This window comes from Campylobacter sp. JH32, assembly GCF_017846535.1.
GTDB classification, from domain to species: domain Bacteria; phylum Campylobacterota; class Campylobacteria; order Campylobacterales; family Campylobacteraceae; genus Campylobacter_D; species Campylobacter_D coli.
The window spans coordinates 136,083-160,325 of record NZ_JAEQBS010000001.1; the positions used below are offsets into that span (position 1 = coordinate 136,083).

A 24,243-nucleotide genomic window follows, 5' to 3' on the forward strand; every position below is an offset into this window, starting at 1 on the left:
ATTTTTGCTTAATTTTCAAGAAAATGTTTCATATTAAAGTGAAATTTAACACTTTTCTTAAGCTCTTTTATAGCTTTTAAATTTTCTTGTATCTTAAAAGGCTCTTTAAAAACAAAACTAATCGCCTCTCCTATATGTAAATAACAATGCTCAGGCTTATTAAAAGCACCAAAAGCTATTTTTAATAATAAACTTTCCCCTTGCTTATAAATATTTTCAAAATGCAAAAAGAAATCCTCTTTTTTTAAAGTAAAATTTTCAAAATTTTTCTCTAAAAGCATCAGATCATTTTTACTTAAATGTATATCTGAAAAATCAAATTCTTCTGATAAAACATTCTTTTCTTCTTTATCTAAATTCCACACCCAAAGATCATAAATATCTTTTTCTTGTCTTTTCCATCTATCTTCGTATTTGCTAGAAATTTCTAAATTTTCATTTTTTCTAATGCTAAATTGCGGTGATGAGAATTCTAAAAATTCCTTAAAAGTAAAGTCAAAATACTCATAACTATCCGTTCTAAGCTCAAAAACCCCTTGGGTTGTAAGCACTCTTGCACATTCTTTGCAAAATGCTTTAGAAACAACACGGCGATGAGGCTTTTTATCCCAAGGAACTGGGAAATGTAGGAAAATTTTTTCTATAGAATCAGACCGAAGAACACTCAACAAAAGTCTAGCATCACTTTGAACTAATAAGATATTATCAATACCTTGAGCGCGTGCAAGCTTGGCTACCTGCGTGATGGCTGGATTATAAATTTCTATCCCAAGGATTAAAATTTGAGGGTTGTTTTTAGCTTGGTAAAGCAAATGTCTTCCTGAACCAAAACCAATTTCGATGTAAATTTTTCCCTCAAGTCTTTCTAAAACTTCTTCAAAATCATTAGCAATCAAAGGAGTTTTTTCGGCTAAAGCATTATTTTTTATACCAAAAGCCTCGCTGATAACATCCTCGCAAAAATATTGCTTAAAAATATATAAAGCCTTATGTAAATAGGCTATTTTAGAAGGTTTGGTATGCTTATCTACCTTAACTACAAATTCATTTTCTCCTTTTTTAATCTGTAGAAAAAAACTTTCTTCCTCGACCCTTGTGTAGATTAAATTCACATTATTATTATGTGCCATCCACACAAATTCTACCCCATCTTTTTCAAAGGGTAGAATGATTTCTTTAAGTTTTCTAGTTTTAAAATTTGGCACTATTGCTTCGCCTTAACTTTCTTTGAAGGCTCTGAACGAAGACCAACAGAATCAATCGCTATCACTTCATAGCTATATTCTACACCCGGTAAAGCTTTAATATCTTTTAATCTTTTTTCTTTTACACCCTTAAAAATAGCATTTTGATCACCGCCATAGCGTCTAACTTCGTATTCAACCGCTCTTGAGTCATTATCCACCCATTCTAAATCAATACCATCACTCGTACTTTGAGCCAGAATAATACTAGGAGAAGATGGAATTCCTAAAGTTTTACCCTCTACCCCATCTTTAGGCATAGGACTTTCAAGCTCGTCTATATCTACCATGGTTACTTTATAGTATTTACTCTTTGCAGCACCTTCAACTATATCTTCATAAGAATTTTGCTCGGTTTTAGCCAAAAGAGTGTAAGGAAGAAAACTTGAACTTGTAGAATAAACTTTATAATACGAAAAATCTTTGTATTTAGGAGCGTCCCATGTCAAAACTACTTTATTGGCTCCATCTAAGCTCGCATTTAAATGCTCAACTTGAGGAGGTAAGGCCTTGCTTGTAGAATTTAAAATAGAACTTGGCTGGCTTTGCACCCCATCAAATCCAACAGCAATAATTCTATAATTAAAACTCTCCTCCGGTTTTAAATCCTCATCTATAAATTCAGCATTCAAGCGATTTTTCACCTCGGCAATTTTTTTAAATTCTTGTCCATCTGCCTTAGCTCTTTCTATGATATAAGAAGCAACTCTTGGATCTGGATGTGGACGCCAAATCAATTTAATTCGGCTTGGTAGATTGGTGATAGCTTGTGCAAAAGGAATAGCCTCTAATCTTGGCATAGTTTTTACTTCAATCACCTTTCCATCTTCTGAAATATGACCTTGATCATTAAAACTTCTCATCATATAGTAATATTTTGTATTTGGCTCAAGCTTAGCATCTACATAATGGGTTTGAAATTTATTTTTAATCGTTCCTACAAGTTTAAATTCAGGATTTGCATCATTTGAGCGATATAAATAAAATCCTTTGATATTATCATCATATAAAGGATCCCATTCAAACGCTATATTGCTAATATCACTAAGACTTTTAAGATTGTTAATCTTTGGCAAGCTTTCATTGACTAAAAGTTCTTTATTTGAACTTATATTAGAAAGTTGCGAAACACTGCAAGCACTAAATAAAAGAGTCAAAGCACCCAAGCAAAGACTCAAGTGAAATTTTTTCATTAAGCTCTCCTAAAATAAATTTTTTTTCTAAAATTTGTTTAAAATCGTCCATTAATGGAGCTTGGATAAATATTTTTTCTCCATTTCTAGGATGAATGAAATACAAAAAATACGCATGCAGCATAATCCTACACTCGTATTTCCCCCTATAGCCATATAATTCATCTCCTAAAATATGACGATTTATGCTAGCTAAATGTGCTCTAATTTGATGCGTTCTACCCGTAAAAAGCTTAGCCCCAATAAGACTCACTTCCTCGCTTTTTGCCAAGTTAACAAAAGCACTTTTAGCCTCCTTAGAACCCTTAACAAAGCTATTTTTAACTATTTTTTTAATAGCATTAGCACTGGATCGAATCAAAGCTTTATCTATGATAATTTTATCCTCTTTTAGTGGCAAATCAATTAACGCAAGATAAATTCTTCCCATAGTTTTATCACTAAGCTGCTCACTAAGCTTTTGATGAGTAAAATTATTTTTTGCTATCAATATAGCTCCGCTTGTTTCCTTATCAAGCCTATGAACAAGCCCTGCGCGCACTTCTCCGCCTAAGGTAGAAAGGGTGTATTGTTTTTCTATAAGCCAATCCACCAAAGTCGCACTCTTAACACTTTTTGCTCCATGAACAACCAAATTTGAAGGTTTATTTAAAACCAACAAATCCTCATCTTCGTATAAAATTTCTATATCAAAATCTATATCAAATTTAGGCTTAGCTTCCTCTACAAGTGGCAAATTTAAAACAAGTTTATCTCCGACTTTTAACTTGAATGAATTTTTATTTTGAATTTTATCATTAACCCAAACGCAGTTTTTTTCTATCATCGAGGCTATTTGATTGCGACTTTGCTGAAGATTTTTAGCTAAAAAAATATCGAGCCTTGAAGGTTCATCAACCAAAAAAGTTTGCATTTTTTCCTTATAAAATTTTATATAATTTAGAGTTTTATTTTATAATTATATTTTAATACTACAAATTGAAGGCAAATTTTGTTTATACCTGATAGAAGAATTTTAACACATTTTGATTATATGCAACCTATTTTGTTTGTACCTATTATTTTAATTTCGTTTTTTTTAATCTTTGAAGCCAATGCTTTTTTAGCCGAAAAACAATTTGTCTATGCCTGTGTAGGAATTGCCGCATTTAGCGTATTCTTTTTATTGCCTATTCGCAAACTGATGTGGCTTATACCCATAGCTTATTGGGTCAATATCTTTTTGCTTTTAAGTACAGATATTTTTGGTGTTGAAAAGTTGGGTGCTAAAAGATGGCTTGAAATTCCTTTTACTCATTTTACCATCCAGCCCTCTGAAATTTTTAAACCTAGCTTTATTTTAATGCTTGCTTATCTCATCTATCAAGATCCACCGCCTAAAAATGGCTATAAACTAAAACAATTTCTAAAGCTTAGTTTTTTTATCATTTTGCCTTTTTTATTGATCGCTCAAGAGCCTGATTTAGGAAGTGCTATGGTGCTTTTAATCGTAGGTTTTGGCGTGCTTTTTATCATGGGTGTGCATTATAAAATTTGGCTTAGTATCATCATCGCCATCGGTATAAGCTCTCCCATCATTTATACGCATTTGTTAAAGCCCTACCAAAAACAAAGAATTCATGATTTTATCTCCGAAAAACCAAGCTATCAAGTCGCACAATCCATGATAGCCATAGGCAATGGCGGCCTTATAGGAAAATCTCAAGATGAAGCTACACAAACGCATTTTAACTTTTTGCCTATCTCTACAAGTGATTTTATCTTTGCATATCTTATAGAAAGATTTGGCTTTTTGGGGGGATTTGTATTGATTTTACTTTATACTCTACTCATCTTTCATTTACTAAGCTTAAATCAAAAGCTTAAGGATGATTATTTTGCTAGAGTTGCTATAAACTGCGTAGCATTGTTTATTTTTATTTATGCTGCGGTAAATATTTCGATGACTATAGGGTTTGCGCCTGTTGTTGGTATCCCTTTGCCTTTTTTTAGCTATGGTGGAAGTTCTTTTACGATTTTTATGATTTTCTTTGGAATTTTACAGCATTTGATTACCTTTAGATACTTTTGGGTAGACAATAAAAATAAATAAAATAATTTTAAGCAAAAATAAGATATAATTTTATCTTTAAAAATTAAGGCGGATTTATAGCTCAGTTGGTTAGAGCAACCGGCTCATAACCGGTTGGCCGCAGGTTCGAGTCCTGCTAAATCCACCATTACTTTAATTATTTCATATATAATCCAAAAACAAATCAAACTTATTCAATTAACAAATAATATTTTAAACAAATACTTTACTTATTTAACACTCCAAATCTAAAGTAGAATTTAATCTCTTTTTTTAAAAATTCTTTATGATAAAAATTTAATGATACATAACAACAATTAAAACTTCAATATAAAGTTTTCTAAAACAAAGCCACACTCATTGCAAAACTTAAACAAAACCCTGATGAAAAATTGCAGACTGTAAAAACCACTCAAAAAATCAAAATCACTTATTATAGATTAAAATAACATATCTACTCATTACTTAGCAATCAAAGAATAATGCAACAGGTAAAAATGGATAAATTTATAAAAGATGCAGGTTGTATTAAAAAACTTGAAGTAAATCAAACTCAGACGCTCTTAAATAGAAATAAAATAATGCTAAAATATTTTGTTTCTATATCAAATCAAGGAGAAGAACAATGAAACATTTTATTTTTAGTGGGTTAATTGGTTGAGGCGCTTTGGCTTTTTTAGCAGGTTGTGGAGATGAAGCAAAAACAAGCGATTATTATAAAGCACACTTAGATGAGGCTAAAGCTAGAGTTGCAGAATGTAAAAAAATGGAGAAAATGAATGAAACTCAACAAAGGGATTGTTCTAATGCAAAATGGGCAGTTGAAATGCAAACCGACAATCGTGTTCCTTACGGAATTGGAAAAAATGAAAATTACAACAAAGACGCTCTTAAATGGAAATAAACTAGCGATTATTTTTTTAATTTTTCTTGCTCCAAATTTAGCTTTTGGGGTTGAAAGTGCAGAAGGCGTTTTAAGCATAATACACAATGGGCTTTTATCTTGAATGCCTCTTATTAAAACCGCTTGTTTATGGGTATTTTGGACTTTAGTTATTATTGATTTAGTTTAGACTTTTGACTTTGTTCTCTTTCTAAATTTCTTTATGGCAAATTAAGCTCGACCTATAGAGTTAATCCCTACTCCTGAAATTCAACACTCTCAAATCGTGGCTTATCCACAAAACAAGATTTTTCTTTTAAAAATAAAACCTCGACAACCCCTACAGGACCATTTCTATTTTTGCCGACTAAAATTTCAGCATTTTCTTGCATAGGATTAGGAATGAAATTTCTTTGATAAGGCTTGCCTTCGGCTTTCGCTTTATTTTCACGCTCTTTTTCATCTTGTTCCCTATAAACCTCATCACGATATACAAACAAAATCGTATCCGCATCCTGCTCTATAGCCCCACTTTCACGTAAATCACTCATCATAGGACGCTTGTTTGCACGCTGTTCTAAAGAACGATTGAGCTGTGAAAGCGCGATGATAGGCATATCAAGCTCCCTTGCTAAAAGCTTAAGCCCTCTTGAAATTTCGCTGACTTGCAAATGTCTATCATTAAAATTAGAATTACTCATCATAAGCCCTATATAGTCGATCACGCAAAGCCCTATACTTTCTTCTTGAGCCTTTAAGCGCCTTAAAATCGCTCTTACATCTGTAATAGTCGCATAACCACTATCATAGATAAATAATTTCTTTTTAGAATAATAATTGCAAGCATCGCCAATGCGTTCCCATTCGTTATCATTTAAATCCGCAGTCAAGATTTTTTGCAAAGGAATGGAAGTTTTTGCCGAAAGCATTCTTTGCATGATTTGAGCAGCAGGCATTTCAAGCGAAAACATCACCACTCCTTTATCCTGTCTTAAAACCTTTTCTATAAAATTTAAGCACAAAGTTGTTTTTCCCATACCTGGGCGCGCTGCGATGATGATAAGCTCCCCACCTTTAAAACCCTTAGTCATAGTATTTAGATCTTCAAATCCTGTATCAAGTCCTATCACGGATTTGTTTTCAAGGCTTTTTTGTTTTTTAAATTCTTCCAAAAGCTCGCTTAAGACTATTTCTATATCTTTGATATCGTTGGTGTTTACACGATTGGTGATGTTAAAAATTTCCTTGCCGATTTCATCAGAAATTTCACTGACTGCGCGATTATCATTGATCCTTGTTGGCAAAAGATGGGCAAAGCTTAAAAGCTGTCTTTTAATCGACTTTTCGCGAAGTTCATTGACATAAGCGGGAAGATCTATTATCGAAGGAGTTGCGATAATCTCGGTTAAAATTTGCTCGTCTATTTTTTTATGCTTTTTTAAAAAGCTAATCGATATAGGCTCTCCAGCATTCACGCAAGCAATAATAGCTTTAAAAACATCCTGATGAGCTTTAAGACTAAAATCCTTAGGTTCTATATCTCCTGCTATACTAGAATAAGCATCCTCACTCATAATACAACTACTTAAGATTGCACGTTCTAAATCCAAATCAAAATGCTCTTGCTGCACCTATTTTCCTTTTTTGAGTAAAATTTATTGAAAGATTTTATCTAAAAGAATCTAAAAATTCACATAAGCTTTTTATAAAAATTAAAGTAATATTAGTTACAATAAAATTTCTAATTATAAAAACTATCAAGGAGTTTATCTTGAAAAAAACCTTATTTTCTTTTGCTTTGGCCTCTTTATTTGTAAGTCAAGCTTCATCCATAGAATTTCAAAGTGGTCTTAGCGGAAATTTAAGCCTAGGAGTAGGTGTAAGAGATGTTAAGAGCAATATCTCACCTCTAGCAAATAGTGACTATATAAGCGGATACAATGCCGATAATTCTGATACAGCTGCTATCCCTTTTATAGGTCTTGAGCTTTATTATGGCAATTTAATCGATAATGATAGAGTATTTCTTAAAAACTACAACGGAAGGGATTTAAGCGGTATTGCTTTGGGTTATGAAAGAGCTTATTTAGAACGCTTTAGCACTTCTTTTTCTTTCATTTCATCTTTAAGAGAAAAAGCTTATGCTAATCCTTATTTTATAGGCAATCGTGAAGAAACCGATGTAAGTAAATACGGCTTTAGAATTTCACAACTTTATGAAAGTGATTTTGGAAAATTCAACGCTTCTTATGTTTTTGCAAAAAATAAATTAGATAAAGAAAGTATAGAATTTGCTTCTCTTAAACGAGAGGGAAATTATCATGAGTTAGAATTAAGCTATAATTATTCTTTATTAAATTTAGGCTTAAACTATGATTATAATGATGCCGATGGAAAGGTTCAAAGCTACTCAAGATATGGCTTTAAAATAGGAACACATCTGGTTTTTGCAAGAAATTATATCCTAACTCCAAGCCTAAGCTTAAATCAATACAAAGCAGATGGCACCGATCCTATTTTTAACCAAAAACAAGATGGTAGCATTACAAAATTCAATCTCAAGCTCGTAAAAAATCAATTCTTAGGCTATAACTCACTTTATGGTTTTACAAATTATGGCTTAGAAAAAAGAAATAGCGATATAGATTTTTACGATGAAACATATCACATCTTACTTACAGGTGTAGGATATAAATTCTAAAATCAATCCAAAGAAACTATCCTTATAAAAACGATAGTTTCTTAAAGACTTTTCTAACAAAAATACAAGCTAAAACCAAAACACAAAATTCAGCAAAAAATGGACTAAGCCACACTCCTTTTAAGCCCATGATAGAAGATAAAATCAAAAGAAAACATAAAGGAATAAAAAGATTTTGACTCAAGCTTAAAATCAAAGAAAAACTCGCTTTATTGCTCGCTGTTAAAAAAGAACCACTTAAAACATTAAACCACGCAAAAAGATAATTAAAAGAAAACAACATCAAAGCCATATAAGCAAAAATGATAAATTCTTGATCATTTTCTTGAGTAAATAATCCTACTAAATCCTTACCCAAAACAAATATCATTGCAACAGACAATAAAGATAAAATCGCACCTGCAAAAAACATTACCTTTAAAATATCTTTAATCCTTGAAAAATCTTTTTTAGCATAATTATAACTTAATGCAGGTTGCATCGCATCACCCATAGCGATAATAAGCATAATGATAAAATTATCAATATACGAAACGATAGAAAAAGCGGCAACTGCTTGAGTGCCTGAAATTTTTAACAAAACTAAATTAGCAAATATACCATATAAAGAACCCGAGATATTGCCAAAAAATTCACTGCTTCCATTATAAACTATGTTTTTAAAAATCTTCATATTCATATACAAACTTGAAAATTTAAGCTCTAAATTCTGAAATAAAAAAGGAAAAATTCCAAAAATACCGCCTAGCATAAGCCCCAAGCAAGTCGCAAGAGCTGCTGAAAACAAGCCCCAACCCAACACAACGATGAAAATATAATCAAGCACTATATTACTCAATGCTATAATCACATTCATTGTCATACTATAAGTTGTTTTTCCGCAAATTCTAAGATAATTATCCAAAGCAAAAGAACACATAGTAAAGGGGGCGAACAAAGCAAATACAAGCATACACTCTTTTGCCATTGATTTGATATCTTCATTTACATCTAAAAAATCGATCAAAACAGGACTTAAAAGATATTCTAAAATACCTACCAAGCATGAAATAAGGAAGATAATTAACATACTAGAACTAAAGATTTTTCTAGCTAAATGTTTCTTCCCAAGTCCTAAATGCATAGAAATTTGCACAGCTGAACCAATGGCTATCATATCAGCCAAAGCAAAAGATATCATAATAAAAGGAATAATCAAGGCCAAAGCTGCTAAAGCGTCATTTCCTAGATATTTTCCAACAAAAATTCCATCAACAATATAATAAAAAGAAATAAATGCCATGCTTATTACATTAGGCACAGCACATTTAACAAAAAGCCTAAAAGGGCTTAAGGTGCTAAAAATATTTGACATAAAAAATCCTTTAAAATATTTAACAATACAAATATCTTAAAAGGAGCTAATAGAGTGTTTGAAGTCCTAGTATGTAGAAAGCTAAGCGATAGGTTTCTATCGGTATGATTTTTTTATTGTTTTTATCTTGTGTTTGCATGATAATATTTAAAAATTAAAATATAATAAAGAAATTATAATATTGAAAGTTTAATAAGTCAAATTCAGCCCAAGGGCCAAATTTGATTAAATTACGGCAAGTATCTTTACAGCGTCATTTAAGCCTGTTACTATGCTTGCGCCATTTTTAGTTGCGATATCCCCTGCTACGAAAATACCTTTTACATTGCTTTGTTTATTTTCATCCATTAAAGGAACTCCTTTATCATCGACATTGATTCCGCATTTTTGTAAAAAATCAAGAGGAGTAGAACCACCGATAGCATAAATGATTCTATCATAAGTCTCGTTGCTGCCATCGTTAAATTTCACCTTAGCTTTACCATTATCATCCTCAAGTTCTTCTATATCTATACCGAGTTTTAATTCTACTTTGCCTGAATTTCCAGCTTCGTGAATATCTTTAAGATTGATATCGTTTAATCTTGTAAATTCTTTCTTGCGATAACAAAGGCTTACTTTATTAGAATTAGCTAAATCTACTGCGTACTCTGCAGCTGAATTTCCGCCTCCTACAACAAGGATTTTTTCATCACCTAAAACAGAATTAGCATTGAAATTAATAATCTTTGTTAAAGTTATAGGAAGTTTATAATCAGGCTTATTAGGCTTACCCATTCTACCTATAGCTACGATGATATTTTTACACTCATAAACACCCTTGCCTGTACTTACTAAAAATACTCCATTTTCATTTTTCACACTCTCTACCTCAGAGCCAAACTCAACTTCTATTTTATGCTCATTTAAAGCATTTTGAAAAGTCTCTATAGTGCTTTCTTTGGTTCCATCTTGAAAAGGAACATGTCCGTGATTTGTGCCTTCACAACCCTTATAAGCCATATCAACCCTTTTGCCATCTTTATAAAACTGCATCAAAGTTTGACAAATATTGTTTGATTTTTCTAATACCAAAACTTCTTTATTTTTAAGCTTAGCTTCAACCGCACAACCAATTCCTGTCGGCCCTGCACCTACTACAATTAAATCTACTTTTTTCATTCAAATTTACCTTTCAATTCTAAATTTTTTTGTATAATTTATCAAGTTTTTTGTAAATAAAGGATTAAAAATGCGAAATTTACTTGAAAATATTAAGAAAAATTCTCAAAAACTGCTCAATTTAACTCCCAAGGATAAAGAAAATATTATATTGAAATTAGCTTGTGCTTTAAGAGAGAATTTTAAAATCATATTAGAAGCCAATGAAAAAGACATGACAAATTTTACCAAAAGCGGAGCAATGCGAGATAGACTTTTACTAGATAAAAAACGCATTTTTTCTCTTTGTGATGCTTTGGAAAAGATTGCTTATTTAGAAGATCCTATAGGTAAAATTTCTAAAGGCTGGGTTAATTATGCGGGCTTAAAGATAGAAAAAATCAGCATTCCTATAGGATTAATCAGTGTGATTTATGAAGCAAGACCAAGCCTAAGTGCTGAAATCATCGCTTTAATGATAAAAAGCTCCAATGCTTGCGTACTTAAAGGAGGCAGTGAGGCAAAATTTACAAATTCGGCCATATTTGATCTTGTTTATAAAGTGTTAGAAAAGTTTAATTTGCAAGATTGTTTTGCTATGTTTTATGAAAGAAATGAAATCATGCAAATTTTAGCTTTTGATGATTTGGTTGATGTGATCATCCCTCGTGGAAGTTCAAACATGATACAAGAAATTGCTAGTCATACAAAAATTCCACTCATTAAACAAGATAAAGGCTTATGTCATGCTTTTGTGGATGAGAGTGCAAATTTAAATATGGCTTTAGAAATCATCCTTAATGCAAAATGCCAAAGAGTAAGCGTTTGTAATGCTCTAGAAACCCTTTTAATCCATGAAAAAATTGCTAAAGATTTTATAAAGCTTTTAATCCCTGAATTTGAAAAATTTAAGGTAAAAATTCACGCACATGAAAATATCTTAGAACATTTTAAAAACTCAAAATTAGAAATTTCAAAGGCTGATGAAAGCACTTTTGATACAGAATGGCTTGATTATGCTATCAGTATAAAATCGGTAAAAGATTGTGATGAGGCTATAGAGCATATCAACCAACACAGCTCTTTACACTCTGAAACCATAATCTCAAACAATGCTTTAAACATAGGCAAATTTCAACGCCTTCTACGCTCATCTTGTATTTATGTCAATGCCTCGACTCGTTTTAGTGATGGGGGTGAATTTGGCTTTGGTGGAGAGGTAGGAATTTCCACAAGTAAACTTCATGCAAGAGGTCCTATGGGAGTTGAAGATATTTGCACCTATAAATACTTAATCAGTGGAGAAGGACAGATAAGAAAATGAGTAAAAGAAAAATTTTAAAACAACAATGTAAAGAAATCATACAACTTAATCCAACCGAAAGAGTTTGGCAAATGCCTTTTTTCTTTGCCTTAGCAGTTGGATTTGCGCTTAGTATTGCTGCATATTATGATCGTATGGACTTAGGATTAATTGCTATAATAGGAATCATGGCTTTTGTTTATACAACCAATACACCTATGTATCATAGAATGGCTGTTACAATGTGCTGCTCTTTTGGTTTGTGTTTGTCTTTTTTAATAGGACTTTGCACGCATTTTTTTCCTGCATTCTCTCCGCTTGTAGTTGGCTTAGTAGCTATGGCTAGCTCTATTTTGATACGCTATTATAATATAGGCGCGCCAGGATATTTTTTCTTCGTTTTTTCCTGTTTACTAGCTTCATTTTTTCCTTTTCCGCCAAAAGATTATATTTTTCTAGTGGGACTAATCTGTATAGGCGGTATCATTGCTAATATAACTGCTTTTTTATACTCTGTATCTGTCATTTATATTTTTAAAAATTCTCCACCCAAACCCGTTTTAAAAAATGGAAATTTAGGTTTTGATGTTATCTTTGTGGATTCTATAATTATTGCTTTTTTTGTTGGCTTTGCTGTGTTTTTAGGAACATTTTTAGAACTTGATCGAAGTTATTGGGTTGCAGTTAGCACAACGGTTATCTTACAAGGGACTAATTTAAATTCAGTTTGGATAAAACAACTTCAACGCATTCTTGGAACAACAGTTGGAATTTTATTTGCATGGTGGCTTTTAAGAATTAAATTCACTCCTTTAGAATTTATCTTTTTAATGATGTTTTTAGCCTTTATAATTGAATTTTTAGTAGTTAGAAACTATGCCTTAGCTGTCATTTTTCTTACACCTTATGTGACCTATTTGGCCGAGGCGGCTTCTTTTGGAAACTTAAGTGTTGATATGTTAATACACGCTCGCTTACAAGATATTATCATAGGCAGTCTTTTAGGACTTTTAGGAGGTTTTGTTATTCATAGGGCTTATTTAAGAAAATATTTTAAATACATTGCAAAATACATTTTTAGAGTAAAATTGACAAGTAAATAATTCTTTAAATTCAGCTTTTAAGCTTGCATGCATTAAAAGCTGAAATAATATATTTTAAAATCTTACATAAATATCTTAATTTATACAAACTTGCTGAATTTGATATTTATTTTTTGCGATAAAATCAAACGCGCTTAAAAAAATCTGTACGCGTAAAAATTTTATTTATTAGCTCTTTCGATATATTCTCCGCGCACTGTATCAACGCGTATAACTTCACCCTCTAAAACATGGAAAGGAATTTGCACAACTGCACCTGTTTCAAGTGTAGCAGGTTTTTTGTTTGAACCTTGAGTATCGCCTTTAAAATTTGGAGCTGTTTCTACAATCTTAAGTTCTACAACTTGCGGAACTTCCACGCCAATAGCCTTGCCGTTGTGAAAAAGTACATCCACCATCATACCATCAAGCATCCATTTTTTTGCTTCGCCTACATCTTCATCACTGATTGCAACTTGCTCATAAGATTCTGTATCCATAAATTGACAATTTTCTCCATCATCATAAAGATACTGCATAGTTTTTTCTTCCAAATTTGGAGCTTCGCATTTATCTCCTGCGTGAAAAGTTTTTTCTAAAACCTTACCATCAATAAAAGATTTGATTTTTATACGCACAAAAGCAGGACCTTTTCCTGGTTTTACATGTTGATATTCAACTATTTTAAAAGGAATTCCATCGATTTCGATTTTAAGCCCTTTTTTTAAATCACCCATTGAATAAGATGCCATAATTTTCCTTTTATATTAAAAATAAATTATAATTCTAACAAAAATTATTTGATATCACAATATAATTGATAATAAAATAAGCATTTTTTTGTTAGAATTTAGCTTTAAAGCATAGTAAATGCTCGCTTCTTTAAAAAAAGAAGAGGAAAGTCCGAGCTGCAAAAGACAAACATTCCATCTAACAGATGGCTAGGGCGACCTAAGGGACAGTGCAACAGAAAGAAAACTACCACAAAAGTGGAAAAGGTGAAACGGTGAGGTAAAAGCTTACCAGCGATTTTGGCAACAATTTCGGCTATGTAAACCCAATGTGCAGCAAGAAGGGATGGTTAAGGTCTTTGTTTTAACCCTTCGCTTGATTTTGTTTGCGAAAACAAAACTAGATAAATGAGCATTCTAGACAGAACTCGGCTTATCGCTATGCTTTTTTAAGATTTAAAATATGTCAACGCTTTTTGAAATTTTTGAATTTCAACAGCTTTTGTTTTTTTCTTTTGTTCAATCAGTATAACAGCTTCTTGCAAAAGAGCTTGAACTTGATAAAATACATCATTTGCATTTTCTTTTAAAAAATCTTCTGAAGGCGATTCTTTGGCTAAATTTTTAATAAAAGCTTTCATATCAAGTTCATCAAGTAAATTTTCAAGTTTATTGATATCTTCTTGGATTAATGCAAGTTTAAAATCACTGAGCCACTGTTTCATTGTTATGCACTTCTCTCCAAGCTTCTAGTAAACCTTTGGTTACATTTATAACTTCATTGATTCTATCTTCGTTATTTTCTAAATTTGCCAAAGATAAAAGTTGAATTTCTCTTGTATAAAGCCCGCTTAAATAATGTGCCACTTCTCCGCCTTTTTCATAGTTTAAAGTATTAATAAGCTCTATAAAAATAGCCGTGGTTCTTTTTACAAAATACACTCTTTGTTCTATATCTTCATTTCTTATGGCTACTTTAGCTCTTGCACAAAAACGCAAAATTCCCTCATAAAGCATTTCAATAAGTTTTTGCGGAGACTCTATCCCCACTTGATTTTGAGAATAAGCATTATAGGCTAAATTATTTTGCATCTTTTTTATCCTTAATTATTAGAATTGTTTGCCGCATTAATCATATTAGTCACAGTATTTAGCTGTTGATTGAGTTTATTTAAAATACTCTCATATTGCAACCATTGATTCGCCATTGTATCGTATCTTGTATCAATCATAGCCTGAGTTGAGTCTTTAGAGGTATTTAATGATTTAATATCATTTGTCAAACTCTCATCATATTTTGTAATTGAACCATCTTTTCCAGTCATCTCTTGCAACGTGGCTTTTAATTTTGAAAAAATACCTTTACCTTCTATAGGCTTAGAGGTTATATTTACATCAGACAAACCTAATTCCTTGAGAATGCTAGCATTTCCTTTGATTGAAAAATCCGAACTACCATCTCCACTAAAATTCAACCTAAACCCTGTAACATTGTTTTGATTATAGGATTCAACCTTAACTTTTAAGCCTTCAATACCTTTACTGTTTATATGATTAGCTAAATTTTGAAGCAATTCTTCCTCTGTTTTCCCTGTTAATTTAAAATTAGTACCATCAGAATTTTTAGATAAATCATATGTTTGATTATTAAAAACTATAGTAAAATCTCCTGGTTTAAATTCTAAACCATTGGAATTAAGATATTTACTTAAACTTCCTGTCTTAATTACCTCTCCTGTGTGATTAATGTCTTCGTATTTAGTAATATTTGAAAAAAAACTTTCAGTAGAGTCTGGATCTTCTTTAACTTTTTGTTCAAATTTAGAAGAATTAAAACTCAAAGTGCCTGCATCATTTAAACTTAAGCCAAAATCCTGCATAGAAAGCATAACCTTAGTGTTCACTTTATTACCATTTGCATCTTCAGTAGTTCCATCAACAACTTGAGAATCAAACAAATCAGCAAGAATGCTTGAGCGTATTGAATTTACTTCACTGATGCCTTGTAAAGTTCCTTTTGTTCCAGTTTCACTATTATAGTCAGTTGCAGCATTAAGATTGGTTACTAAATCATTATAAGCATCCACCAAATCTTGCATGGCTTTTGTCACACCTTCAAAATCTTGCTGTACATCAAAATTAATTTCACCTGTTTTATTTAAAGTTAAAGTCATTCCTACACCAAGATCGGTAACAGTGTTACTTGATCTAAACATCTTAATACCATCAAGTGTAAATTCTGCATTTTGCGCAGTTTGGATATGCAAAGAAGCATCCTTGATGCCATAACCTTTTTTATCCTTAGCTGGATCAATAGAACTCGTTTTATCTAATTCCCATCCAAGATTTGAAAATATGTTTTCTGCCTCTGAATCACTTTGATACTGACCATTCGAATCTTTTTTTCCAGCATAGAAACTTATCGCACTGTCTTCGCCTGTTTCTTTACTGGTTAAAGTTAAGCGGTAAGGAGTACCTTTCTCTCCTGTGTTTACAATCTTAGCAACAATCTCTCCTCCACTAGCTTCATTAATTTTATCAGCTAAATCTCTATAGGTTGTGTTTTTATCTACTGTAACAGTATATTCTTTGCCATTTGAAAAAAAAGTAAGATCGGCAGTTCCATTTAATTGTGCATTAACAAAACCACCGTCATTTGCTAATCCTTTGCTTTGATACACATCTTTTTGTGCAAGTTGAGTAACATTGATATTCATGCTTTGTAAAGCAACACCCGAATTAACTGTAAGACTTGCTGGAGGATTATCACTAATACTTCCTACAACTTTTCTTTTCGCAAAAACCGTAGCATCGGCCAATGATGAAACAGCCGTCTGAAAACTTAGTAATTTAGTTTTGATTTCTGTTAAATCTTTTTGTTTGGTTGTATTTTCTTCAATTTTTTTAGTATAAGGATCAATGCGAGCTTTTTGCTCTGCTTCTTTTAATTTATCTATAGTATCTTGAGTTAAAACCCCAGAACCAAATCCTAAACTAGATAGACTACCAAATGCCATTTTTAACTCTCCTTATCAAATATCATTCCTATCACATCCCTAAAATACTCAGCTAATCTCATAGCTTCTTCGCTAGGAATTTGACGAATTTCCCTTCCAGTACTTTTTTCAGTCACGCTAATATACATAGAACCGATTTTATCGCTATAACCGAAACGAACATTGGTATCTAGAGAATCCATTTGCTCATTTAACTTTTTTGTAATATCAGCTAACTTTTCACTCACACCTTGTTGTTGTCCATCATCGCCTCCTTGACTTTGACTTCTATCGGTTTGAATGTTTGAACTAGCCTGCGTCTCACTTGTTCTTTGGCTAATGTTTGCCAAAGCTGTATCCATTTGCCCATTTGCCTTCGATATTTCCATTTTAAAATCCTTTTTAAAATTTCCTATTGCTAGTTAAAAGCTTATATCGACAAATTTATAAATTTATGAACACCTATAAAGAAAATTTTATTTTTCAATAATAAAAAAATAATAAGCAAAAACTGTGCCAAAATTTTAAAATAAATCTCAATTATCTTAAAAAATTTCAAATTTATTAAAAAGATCTGGATTATTTTCTAAAATATTACGCAAGATCAAATCTTCTATCACGCTTTTAGTGCAATCTGTTTGCTTAGGCCAAGCTCTTAAATAACCCTCAGCTTCACCTTTAGCACTTGCATCTACTCCAAGTCTTTCTTCTTTGATAAAAATATCTCTTTTAGCATCTATATTATTTACCACACGCCAAACAAGCATATAAGAATTTTCAAGCTTATTTTCAGCATCTAAAAACACTAAAATCCTAAAATGTTTTTTAAATTCTAAAAGTTTGTCAAAACTTTGTTTGATTTTTTCTTTTTTATCAAGCAAAATACAAACTATAGGACTTTTACTTTCTTTATAAAATTGCTTTAAATTTAAAAGTTCTACCTTAGTTTTAAAAAGTTCTAGTAATTTTTCATCTTCTAAAATTTCAAGCTCTTCAACTTGTATTTCTTCGCAAGCATCAAGTCCTGCTTTACCCCCAAAACAAGAATTAGGTGAAGCATGATCTAATTGATCACAAATTCCTTCTGAAATTAAAATTTTCTTTGTATTAAAACGATCTAACATATAAGGAATTAAAGCATCATAATCTTTCAAAGAAGGTGCATTTTTATCCACAAAAATTGCATGCTTAACAAAACTCATTTGCCCTACTCCCCAAAATGCATGCATAATTTGTTGCGCATGAGCGGGATATTTTGCATCGATTTTTGCTAAGATAAGATTATGAAAGACCCCATTTTCAGGCATATTATAATCAATTAAATCAGGTACTGAAGTTTGAAGCAAGGGTAAAAAAATTCTTTCGGTACCAAGCCCCATGATCTTATCTTCTAAAGGAGGCTTTCCTACAACCGTTGCTTGATAGATCGCATCTTTTTTAGCATAAATTTTTTCTACTTTCATCACAGGAAAAAGTTCAGCAGGAGTATAAAAACCCGTATGATCGCCAAAAGGTCCTTCGACTTTAAACTCTTCTAAATCCACGTAGCCTTCGATCACTATATCGCTATCATAAGGCACGAAAATACCATTTTCACAAGGTGTCAGCTTAGCTGGAGTTTTTTTAATAAAACCATAAAGCAAAAGTTCAAAAATTCCCTTAGGTAAAGGTGCTTGAGAGCACCAAATATAAAGAGGATCTCCACCTATGGCTATACTTACAGGCATTTTTTTAAAGCCAGCATTTTTATACTCATGATAAAAATTTGCCCCATCTTTATGAATTTGCCAATGCATTAAAAGCTCATTTTTATCGCTAACTTGTAAACGATACATGCCAAGATTATTTTGAGTTTTATCCAAATTTTGTGTATAAACTTGCCCCATAGTAATAAATCTACCCGCATCTTCTTCCCAAGTCTTAAGTATAGGAAGTTCTTCAAGAGAATTTAAAAGCTCATAATCATACAAAGCTTTATCTGCTTTTAATCTTTTAGGTGGAACATTTTTAAGACTTAATAAATTCATAAAAAAATCTATTTTTGCTTTAAAACTAGTAGGAATATGAAGTTTGGTTAGCTTTGAAATTTCATCAGCTACCTCTTTATAATCTCGTCCAAAAGCTAAATTTAAAGCCTTTTCATTGCAAAAAGTATTCATCAAAACAGGAAATTTATATTGTTTATTTAATTTTTTATCTATAGGATTTTTAAATAATAAAGCCTTCCCTTTTTCTCCTTTTTTAGCTTCTATATAGGCTAAATGAGCGATTTCAAGATCTACATCTATAGGTTCTTCATACACTTTTAGCAAATCATTATTTTTTAGAATTTTAATAAAATCTTTCATATCATACTTTCAGCTTTTTTCAAAATTTCTTTAGCCCCCTTGGCGATAAATTCTTTCGCTAAACTTTCGCCAAAGCCTTTAAAATCACTTTTTTTGATCATTCTTTTTTCTTTTAAAATTTCACTACCATCAGGCAATCCAAGTATAGCACGCACACAAATTTCATCTCCTAAGAGTTCTGCGTTAATACCTATAGGCACTTGACATCCTCCTTCTAAAGTAGAGATAAATTCTCTTTCTATGGTAGTTTCTATCAAAGCATTGTCATCATTTAAACATTTGAAAAATTTTAAAATTTTTTCATCATCTATACTTTCTATGCCTAAAGCTCCTTGGGATGCCGCTGGGATTAGCTCATCTTTGCTAAATGTATAAACAAAATTTACTTGTTTATCTAAATCCAAACGCTTAATACCTGCAATAGCTAAGATAATCGCATCAAAATCCCCATTTTTTAATTTTTCTATACGAGAATTTACATTGCCACGCAAAGAAATGATTTCCAAATCAGGTCTTAATAATAAAAGTTGCATTTTGCGTCTAAGGCTTGTAGTGCCTATCTTTGCGCCTTTTGGCAAAGAAAGAAAATCTTTATAATTTTGACTCAACATCGCATCATTACTTTGTTCTCTTTTGCTAACTGCAGCCAAAACCAAGCCTTGCGGAAAGAAACTTGGCACATCTTTTAAACTATGCACAGCTAAATGCGCTTCATTTCTTAGCATACTTTCTTCTAGTTCTTTAGTAAAAAGTCCTTTACCACCTATTTTTGCTAGTGGGCTATCTAACAAAACATCTCCTTTGGTTTTAAAGCCTTCTAAGCGAACTGCTATGCCATGAGTTTTATTTAAAAAATCTGCTATAAATTCGCTTTGCCAAAGAGCTAATTGACTCTTTCTTGTAGCTATAACAAGCTCTTTCATTTTCTCTCCTCTATAATTTCAACATCGATAATTTCTTCATCAGAAGTGTTATTTTGTCTGTAGTTTCTTTTATATCTAGGCTTAGCAAAATTAAAAATCAAACCAAAACACAAAACAAAAAATCCAAAAATACTCGTTACTATTCCTGGAAAGATAAACAAAAAAGCCGCCATTACAAAAGCAAATTGAGTCAACATATCTTTAAAACCGCTTATACGAAATTCAAGCATATTTTTCCAAAAAATTCCGAGCAAAATTACTCCAAAAATCATACTAGCTAAAATAAAAATTAAAAAATTTCCCAAACCAAAAAATACGATAAATAAAATACTTGCAACAAGTTCTAGTAAAAAAAGCGGACTAAGGCTTAGCTTGTAATTCATTCTACACTCTTTTTAATAAAATCAAATACTTCTTTACTTGATATGATTTTTTTCTCTAGTGTTTTTCTATCTATAAATTCTAACTCATCTTTTTCTAAGCCCTTGCCTACAACTAAAGCATAAGGAAAGCCCATAAGCTCAAAATCATTCATCTTAACACCAAAACGCTCATTTCTATCATCAAGTAAAACTTCAATACCTGCATTGCTTAAATCCTCATAAAGCTTGGTAGCAAATTCCAAAGACTTCTCATCTTTGATATTTGAAATTATAATTTCAAGCGTAAAAGGAGCTAAGGTTTTATTCCAAATACAACCCTTTTCATCATGATTTGCCTCAATTGCTACTGCAAGTAAACGCGAAACCCCTATACCATAACATCCCATGTAAAAAGGCTTGCTTTTGCCATTTTCATCTAAGAAATTTGCATTCATAGCCTTAGAATATTTTTGCCCTAATTTAAAAATATGTCCTACTTCTATACCCTTGCTTAATTTTAATTTTCCACCACATTTAGCACAGCAATCATTTTCTTTAACCTCTGCTAAATCCTTAAAGCGATCTTTGTTTAAATTAACTACATCAATGCCTATTAAATGATAATCTTTTTCATTTGCTCCCATTATCATTTGTTTTTCGCCTTCAAGCTCTTTATCCAAATAAAAATCAACATTTTTCAAACCCACAAAGCCTATAAAACCTGCAACCAATCCCGCTTTTTCTAATTCTTCTTCGCTCGCATCCACAAGCTCAAGAGCATTGCAAGCGTTTTGAGCCTTAACCTCTTGCAAATCATCACTTCCTCTTATAAAAAACACAACTAATTTACTTTCATTTTCATAAATAGCTTTTTTTACCACTGCTTTAATCGTATAAAAAGCATTAATTTTAAAAAATTGTGCTAAAGAATCTATAGTTTTAATATTTGGAGTGTGAAATTTACTTGCATAATTTGCTTCAGGACGCTCATCTTGACAAGTTTTTTTAGCTCTTTTTGCAGCTTCAACATTAGCCGCATAATCACAATTTTCACAAATTAAAATATCATCTTCCCCATTTTTTGCCAAAACCATAAATTCCTTAGAACCACTTCCACCAATAGCCCCACTATCAGCTTCAACTGCTCTAAAATCAAGCCCCATTCTTTGTAAAATTTGAGAATAAGTTTTATACATAAGCTCAAACTCACGCCCTAAATCTTCTTCATTAGCATGAAAACTATATCCATCTTTCATTAGAAATTCACGACATCTTAAAAGCCCAAATCTAGGCCTTGCTTCATCACGAAATTTAAGTCCAATTTGATATAAATGCAAAGGAAGTTGTTTATAGCTTGTGATTTTGTTTTTTACCAAAGAAAGCATAGCTTCTTCATGTGTTGGACCTAAAACAAATTCATTTTCTTTTCTGTCTTTAAAACGCAAAAGTTCTTTTCCAAAAACATTATAACGCCCACTTTCTTGCCACAAACTTGCAGGAGTGATAAAACTAAGATTTACTTCTTGTGCTCCTGCTTTATCCATTTCTTCCTTAACAATAGTGCGAATTTTATCCAATACTCTTTTTCCCAAAGGTAAAAAATTATAAAGCCCACTACCAATTTGCTCAACAAAGCCAGCGCGTGTTAAAAAAATATGGCTCGGTAAAGTCGCATCTTTTGGAGCCTCTTTAAGACTTGGTGCATATAATTTACTAAATTTCATCATTATTCTCCATATTAAATTCGCATGTGTATTGATTTAAACCTTCAAGATTATTTTCCAAATCAAAAATATAACGCATAGCATTAATCACTGTATCACTTTGCATTTTACCTTGCAAATGTTTCAAATTCATAGTTGGAGTATGCAAGAAAGCTTTAAAAACTTGATGGATTAATTTTCTTGCCTCTTCTTCATCAGAATGTTTTAAATATCCTTTATCTAAAGCGATTTGAAGCTGTTTGTTGGCACATTCTTTTGCTTGCAAGCGAATCGCTTTTATAATAGGAGTTAAAGCTAAATCATTTAAATATCTAAAAAATTCTGCTGTCTCACGCCCGATGATACCATACGCCATACGCGCTTCTTGTTCTCTTAAGGCTAAATTTTTTCGCACAACAACTTCAAGATCATCGACCGCAAAAACTGATATTTTTTCATTTTCACTAATATCAATATCTCGTGGCACAGCAATATCAAAAAAATATCTCTTATGAGAGACCTCATCGATTAAAGAATTTGTAATAATAGCATTTGGGGCATTGGTAGCTGAGAAAAAAAGTTCATACTCATCAAGATATTTTTTTAAATTATTTAAGCTATCGCACTCGCTTAAAACACCCAATCTCTCACAAAGGATACGAGCCTTTTCCATATCCCTGTTTAACACTATAACTCTAGCTCCAGCAGTGATTAAATACTTGGCTGCAAGCTCTCCCATCTCACCCGCACCTATAACTATAGCACTTTTTCCATCTAAAGGCAAAAGTTCTTTAGCCTTAGCTACTGCTACACTAGCGACTGAAATAGGATTTTTTGAAATTTGGGTTTCATTACGAACCTTAGCTGCGCATTTAAATGCACTGTGAATTGCCCTTGAAAGATGTACCGCGCAAAAATTATTTTTTAAAGCAAAAGCAAAAGCATCTTTTAATTGCCCTACGATTTGTGTTTCTCCAACAACCAAACTATCAAGTGAGCTTGCAACCGAAAAAAGATGATGAATAGCTCCGCTATCTTCAAAAATATCAGCTTTTTGAACTAAGCTTTCTTTATCTACATTGCATAATAAAGCTAAGGATTTAATAATATATTCTGCACAAGCTTCTTTTACATAAGCTACTATTTCTACACGATTACAAGTGCTTATAACCAAACATTCTTCAATATTTTCATGAATGCTTAGCAATCTCAAAAACTCGTTTTTTTTTGCTTCATCTGAAAAACTCAATCTCTCCCTTAAAGAAAGATCTGTATTTTTATGAGTAAAAGATATGCAATAATACATTAAAAATCCCTATCTATCATAGCTTGAATTATATCTTGAAGTTTTTCATTGGAAAAATCTTTTATAGCTAGTGCTGCTTGGTGGGCATATTCTTTAGCCTCCAATATAGCTTTATTTAAAGCTTTTGTTTCTTCAAATTTGGTTTGTATCCAAATTTTTTCATCATTGTTTAAATCTTTTTGAAATAAATTCTTTAATTGAGCCCTATCCTCATTATTTAAATTTTCATAAAGATAAATATAAGGCAAAGTGGTTTTACCCTCTTTAAAATCATTCATAGCAGGTTTTCCAAGGGTTTTTTCATCGCCCTTAATGTCTAAAATATCATCAATCATTTGAAATGCAAGACCTAAATTTTTGCCATATTCTCCAAAAGCTTTTTCATCTAAATTTGCCAAAATAGCCCCACACCTTGCACTTGCTTCGATTAAAACTGCGGTTTTATTATAAATCATCTTTAGATATTTATCTTTATCCGCATTAAAACTTTTGCTAAGCTCAACATCCATAAGCTCGCCTACAGCAAGCTTAACAACCGCATCTGAAATAATACTTGCAAAACAAGCATCTAGTTGGCTCAATTCATAAAAAGCTTTTGAATATAAAATATCTCCAAGCATAAGGGCGTTTTTTGTACCAAATTCGGCATTAACAGACTTTGCACCACGTCTTAATTTGCTTTCATCTATGATATCATCATGCAACAAACTTGCTAAATGTATAAGTTCTATTGCGGCACAAATTTTATAAGAATTTGCATTTTCTCCTGCGATTGCTAAAAGTAGCTTTGAACGCAATTTTTTGCCTGATTTGGTATTAGCAAGCATAGTTAAAATAGGTTCATAATCAAGCTCTTGCAAATATTGTTTTATCAAATCATCTATTGGCTGCACCCTATATCCT

23 protein-coding genes, 1 tRNA gene and 1 other RNA gene are annotated in these 24,243 nt (G+C 31.8%); 8 read left to right on the forward strand and 17 right to left on the reverse strand.

Translation table 11 applies throughout. The annotated features are described in order from the left end of the window. Window positions 1–8: 8 nt before the first annotated feature. The 3 genes from trmB to KAR67_RS00675 are packed head-to-tail and all read right to left on the reverse strand — an operon-like array spanning window position 9 to window position 3,350. Window positions 9–1,205, reverse strand: coding sequence for a tRNA (guanosine(46)-N7)-methyltransferase TrmB (gene trmB / locus KAR67_RS00665; RefSeq protein ID WP_002791824.1), 1,197 nt, complete (start codon window positions 1,203–1,205; stop codon window positions 9–11). Beyond that, a complete protein-coding gene (locus KAR67_RS00670) occupies window positions 1,205–2,437 on the reverse strand; it encodes a fibronectin type III domain-containing protein (RefSeq protein WP_002791825.1) in 1,233 nt (410 codons plus the stop codon). The genes trmB and KAR67_RS00670 overlap by 1 nt, the downstream gene beginning before the upstream one ends. After that, window positions 2,385–3,350 carry an RluA family pseudouridine synthase gene (locus KAR67_RS00675; RefSeq protein WP_162284555.1) on the reverse strand — a complete coding sequence of 322 codons (966 nt, stop codon included), beginning with the start codon at window positions 3,348–3,350 and terminating at the stop codon, window positions 2,385–2,387. Before KAR67_RS00675 ends, KAR67_RS00670 begins: the two co-directional genes overlap by 53 nt. Before the next feature lie 78 nt (window positions 3,351–3,428). Here KAR67_RS00675 and KAR67_RS00680 point away from each other — a divergent pair, with 78 nt between their 5' ends. The 4 genes from KAR67_RS00680 (at window position 3,429) to KAR67_RS00695 (ending at window position 5,412) form a co-directional block, all read left to right on the forward strand. Further along, entirely contained in the window at window positions 3,429–4,529 is a 1,101-nt protein-coding gene (locus tag KAR67_RS00680) for an FtsW/RodA/SpoVE family cell cycle protein (protein WP_002780911.1), read from the forward strand. 50 nt (window positions 4,530–4,579) lie between these two features. Then, a tRNA-Ile gene (locus KAR67_RS00685) sits at window positions 4,580–4,656 on the forward strand. 334 nt (window positions 4,657–4,990) lie between these two features. Beyond that, on the forward strand, window positions 4,991–5,137 hold the full coding sequence (locus KAR67_RS00690) for a hypothetical protein (protein WP_162284535.1): 147 nt from the start codon (window positions 4,991–4,993) through the stop codon (window positions 5,135–5,137). Between the two features lie 38 nt (window positions 5,138–5,175). After that, window positions 5,176–5,412 carry an EexN family lipoprotein gene (locus KAR67_RS00695; protein ID WP_002776203.1) on the forward strand — a complete coding sequence of 79 codons (237 nt, stop codon included), beginning with the start codon at window positions 5,176–5,178 and terminating at the stop codon, window positions 5,410–5,412. Window positions 5,413–5,648: 236 nt separating this feature from the next. Here KAR67_RS00695 and KAR67_RS00700 read toward each other — a convergent pair whose 3' ends face one another. Next, window positions 5,649–7,022, reverse strand: coding sequence for a replicative DNA helicase (locus tag KAR67_RS00700; RefSeq protein WP_002780905.1), 1,374 nt, complete (start codon window positions 7,020–7,022; stop codon window positions 5,649–5,651). Between the two features lie 140 nt (window positions 7,023–7,162). Here KAR67_RS00700 and KAR67_RS00705 point away from each other — a divergent pair, with 140 nt between their 5' ends. Next, on the forward strand, window positions 7,163–8,092 hold the full coding sequence (locus KAR67_RS00705; protein ID WP_162284556.1) for a DUF2860 family protein: 930 nt from the start codon (window positions 7,163–7,165) through the stop codon (window positions 8,090–8,092). A gap of 22 nt (window positions 8,093–8,114) precedes the next feature. Here KAR67_RS00705 and KAR67_RS00710 read toward each other — a convergent pair whose 3' ends face one another. Continuing rightward, on the reverse strand, window positions 8,115–9,446 hold the full coding sequence (locus tag KAR67_RS00710; protein WP_002780904.1) for an MATE family efflux transporter: 1,332 nt from the start codon (window positions 9,444–9,446) through the stop codon (window positions 8,115–8,117). A gap of 225 nt (window positions 9,447–9,671) precedes the next feature. After that, complete coding sequence (locus tag KAR67_RS00715; RefSeq protein WP_002776196.1) at window positions 9,672–10,607, reverse strand: NAD(P)-binding domain-containing protein; 936 nt, start codon at window positions 10,605–10,607, stop codon at window positions 9,672–9,674. A 70-nt stretch (window positions 10,608–10,677) separates the two neighbouring features. On the opposite strand from KAR67_RS00715, the gene KAR67_RS00720 reads away from it, so the two are divergent. After that, complete coding sequence (locus KAR67_RS00720; protein WP_002776194.1) at window positions 10,678–11,910, forward strand: glutamate-5-semialdehyde dehydrogenase; 1,233 nt, start codon at window positions 10,678–10,680, stop codon at window positions 11,908–11,910. Further along, window positions 11,907–12,992, forward strand: a complete 1,086-nt coding sequence (locus KAR67_RS00725) for an FUSC family protein (protein ID WP_002788234.1) — start codon at window positions 11,907–11,909, stop codon at window positions 12,990–12,992. Before KAR67_RS00720 ends, KAR67_RS00725 begins: the two co-directional genes overlap by 4 nt. Before the next feature lie 161 nt (window positions 12,993–13,153). Here KAR67_RS00725 and efp read toward each other — a convergent pair whose 3' ends face one another. Further along, window positions 13,154–13,723, reverse strand: coding sequence for an elongation factor P (gene efp, locus KAR67_RS00730; RefSeq protein WP_002776189.1), 570 nt, complete (start codon window positions 13,721–13,723; stop codon window positions 13,154–13,156). Window positions 13,724–13,829: 106 nt separating this feature from the next. Here efp and rnpB point away from each other — a divergent pair. Beyond that, window positions 13,830–14,154: RNase P RNA component class A (gene rnpB, locus KAR67_RS00735), an RNA gene on the forward strand. On the opposite strand, the gene KAR67_RS00740 is transcribed toward rnpB, so the two are convergent. From KAR67_RS00740 to KAR67_RS00785, 10 genes are all read right to left on the reverse strand, one after another. After that, window positions 14,152–14,427: a hypothetical protein gene (locus KAR67_RS00740; protein WP_002791829.1), complete on the reverse strand. Its 276-nt coding sequence runs from the start codon at window positions 14,425–14,427 to the stop codon at window positions 14,152–14,154. The genes rnpB and KAR67_RS00740 overlap by 3 nt on opposite strands. Beyond that, window positions 14,408–14,794 carry a flagellar export chaperone FliS gene (gene fliS / locus KAR67_RS00745; RefSeq protein WP_002776169.1) on the reverse strand — a complete coding sequence of 129 codons (387 nt, stop codon included), beginning with the start codon at window positions 14,792–14,794 and terminating at the stop codon, window positions 14,408–14,410. Before fliS ends, KAR67_RS00740 begins: the two co-directional genes overlap by 20 nt. Before the next feature lie 11 nt (window positions 14,795–14,805). Next, window positions 14,806–16,719, reverse strand: a complete 1,914-nt coding sequence (gene fliD, locus KAR67_RS00750; RefSeq protein WP_002833936.1) for a flagellar filament capping protein FliD — start codon at window positions 16,717–16,719, stop codon at window positions 14,806–14,808. 2 nt (window positions 16,720–16,721) lie between these two features. Next, window positions 16,722–17,087 (reverse strand): FlaG family protein, encoded by a 366-nt coding sequence (locus tag KAR67_RS00755; protein ID WP_002822714.1) that lies wholly within the window; start codon window positions 17,085–17,087, stop codon window positions 16,722–16,724. Between the two features lie 156 nt (window positions 17,088–17,243). Beyond that, the gene (locus tag KAR67_RS00760; protein ID WP_052777110.1) at window positions 17,244–19,046 is read right to left on the reverse strand and encodes a menaquinone biosynthesis decarboxylase; all 1,803 of its coding nucleotides are present in this window, start codon (window positions 19,044–19,046) and stop codon (window positions 17,244–17,246) included. After that, the gene (gene hemC, locus KAR67_RS00765; protein WP_002831895.1) at window positions 19,043–19,969 is read right to left on the reverse strand and encodes a hydroxymethylbilane synthase; all 927 of its coding nucleotides are present in this window, start codon (window positions 19,967–19,969) and stop codon (window positions 19,043–19,045) included. Before hemC ends, KAR67_RS00760 begins: the two co-directional genes overlap by 4 nt. Beyond that, entirely contained in the window at window positions 19,966–20,352 is a 387-nt protein-coding gene (locus tag KAR67_RS00770) for a hypothetical protein (protein WP_002782917.1), read from the reverse strand. Before KAR67_RS00770 ends, hemC begins: the two co-directional genes overlap by 4 nt. Continuing rightward, complete coding sequence (locus tag KAR67_RS00775; RefSeq protein ID WP_072216263.1) at window positions 20,349–22,058, reverse strand: proline--tRNA ligase; 1,710 nt, start codon at window positions 22,056–22,058, stop codon at window positions 20,349–20,351. Before KAR67_RS00775 ends, KAR67_RS00770 begins: the two co-directional genes overlap by 4 nt. After that, on the reverse strand, window positions 22,045–23,340 hold the full coding sequence (hemA, locus tag KAR67_RS00780; protein ID WP_002776103.1) for a glutamyl-tRNA reductase: 1,296 nt from the start codon (window positions 23,338–23,340) through the stop codon (window positions 22,045–22,047). Before hemA ends, KAR67_RS00775 begins: the two co-directional genes overlap by 14 nt. After that, entirely contained in the window at window positions 23,340–24,233 is an 894-nt protein-coding gene (locus KAR67_RS00785) for a polyprenyl synthetase family protein (RefSeq protein ID WP_002780880.1), read from the reverse strand. Before KAR67_RS00785 ends, hemA begins: the two co-directional genes overlap by 1 nt. Window positions 24,234–24,243 lie beyond the last annotated feature (10 nt).

Excerpts from the sequence above, each read along its gene's own strand:
- KAR67_RS00670 (WP_002791825.1), bottom strand. The coding sequence starts at position 2,437 with ATGAAAAAATTTCACTTGAGTCTTTGCTTGGGTGCTTTGACTCTTTTA.
- KAR67_RS00675 (WP_162284555.1), bottom strand. The coding sequence starts at position 3,350 with ATGCAAACTTTTTTGGTTGATGAACCTTCAAGGCTCGATATTTTTTTA.
- KAR67_RS00690 (WP_162284535.1), top strand. The coding sequence starts at position 4,991 with ATGCAACAGGTAAAAATGGATAAATTTATAAAAGATGCAGGTTGTATT.
- KAR67_RS00710 (WP_002780904.1), bottom strand. The coding sequence starts at position 9,446 with ATGTCAAATATTTTTAGCACCTTAAGCCCTTTTAGGCTTTTTGTTAAA.
- KAR67_RS00715 (WP_002776196.1), bottom strand. The coding sequence starts at position 10,607 with ATGAAAAAAGTAGATTTAATTGTAGTAGGTGCAGGGCCGACAGGAATT.
- KAR67_RS00720 (WP_002776194.1), top strand. The coding sequence starts at position 10,678 with ATGCGAAATTTACTTGAAAATATTAAGAAAAATTCTCAAAAACTGCTC.
- KAR67_RS00725 (WP_002788234.1), top strand. The coding sequence starts at position 11,907 with ATGAGTAAAAGAAAAATTTTAAAACAACAATGTAAAGAAATCATACAA.
- efp (WP_002776189.1), bottom strand. The coding sequence starts at position 13,723 with ATGGCATCTTATTCAATGGGTGATTTAAAAAAAGGGCTTAAAATCGAA.
- KAR67_RS00740 (WP_002791829.1), bottom strand. The coding sequence starts at position 14,427 with ATGAAACAGTGGCTCAGTGATTTTAAACTTGCATTAATCCAAGAAGAT.
- fliS (WP_002776169.1), bottom strand. The coding sequence starts at position 14,794 with ATGCAAAATAATTTAGCCTATAATGCTTATTCTCAAAATCAAGTGGGG.
- fliD (WP_002833936.1), bottom strand. The coding sequence starts at position 16,719 with ATGGCATTTGGTAGTCTATCTAGTTTAGGATTTGGTTCTGGGGTTTTA.
- KAR67_RS00755 (WP_002822714.1), bottom strand. The coding sequence starts at position 17,087 with ATGGAAATATCGAAGGCAAATGGGCAAATGGATACAGCTTTGGCAAAC.
- KAR67_RS00760 (WP_052777110.1), bottom strand. The coding sequence starts at position 19,046 with ATGAAAGATTTTATTAAAATTCTAAAAAATAATGATTTGCTAAAAGTG.
- hemC (WP_002831895.1), bottom strand. The coding sequence starts at position 19,969 with ATGAAAGAGCTTGTTATAGCTACAAGAAAGAGTCAATTAGCTCTTTGG.
- KAR67_RS00770 (WP_002782917.1), bottom strand. The coding sequence starts at position 20,352 with ATGAATTACAAGCTAAGCCTTAGTCCGCTTTTTTTACTAGAACTTGTT.
- KAR67_RS00775 (WP_072216263.1), bottom strand. The coding sequence starts at position 22,058 with ATGATGAAATTTAGTAAATTATATGCACCAAGTCTTAAAGAGGCTCCA.
- hemA (WP_002776103.1), bottom strand. The coding sequence starts at position 23,340 with ATGTATTATTGCATATCTTTTACTCATAAAAATACAGATCTTTCTTTA.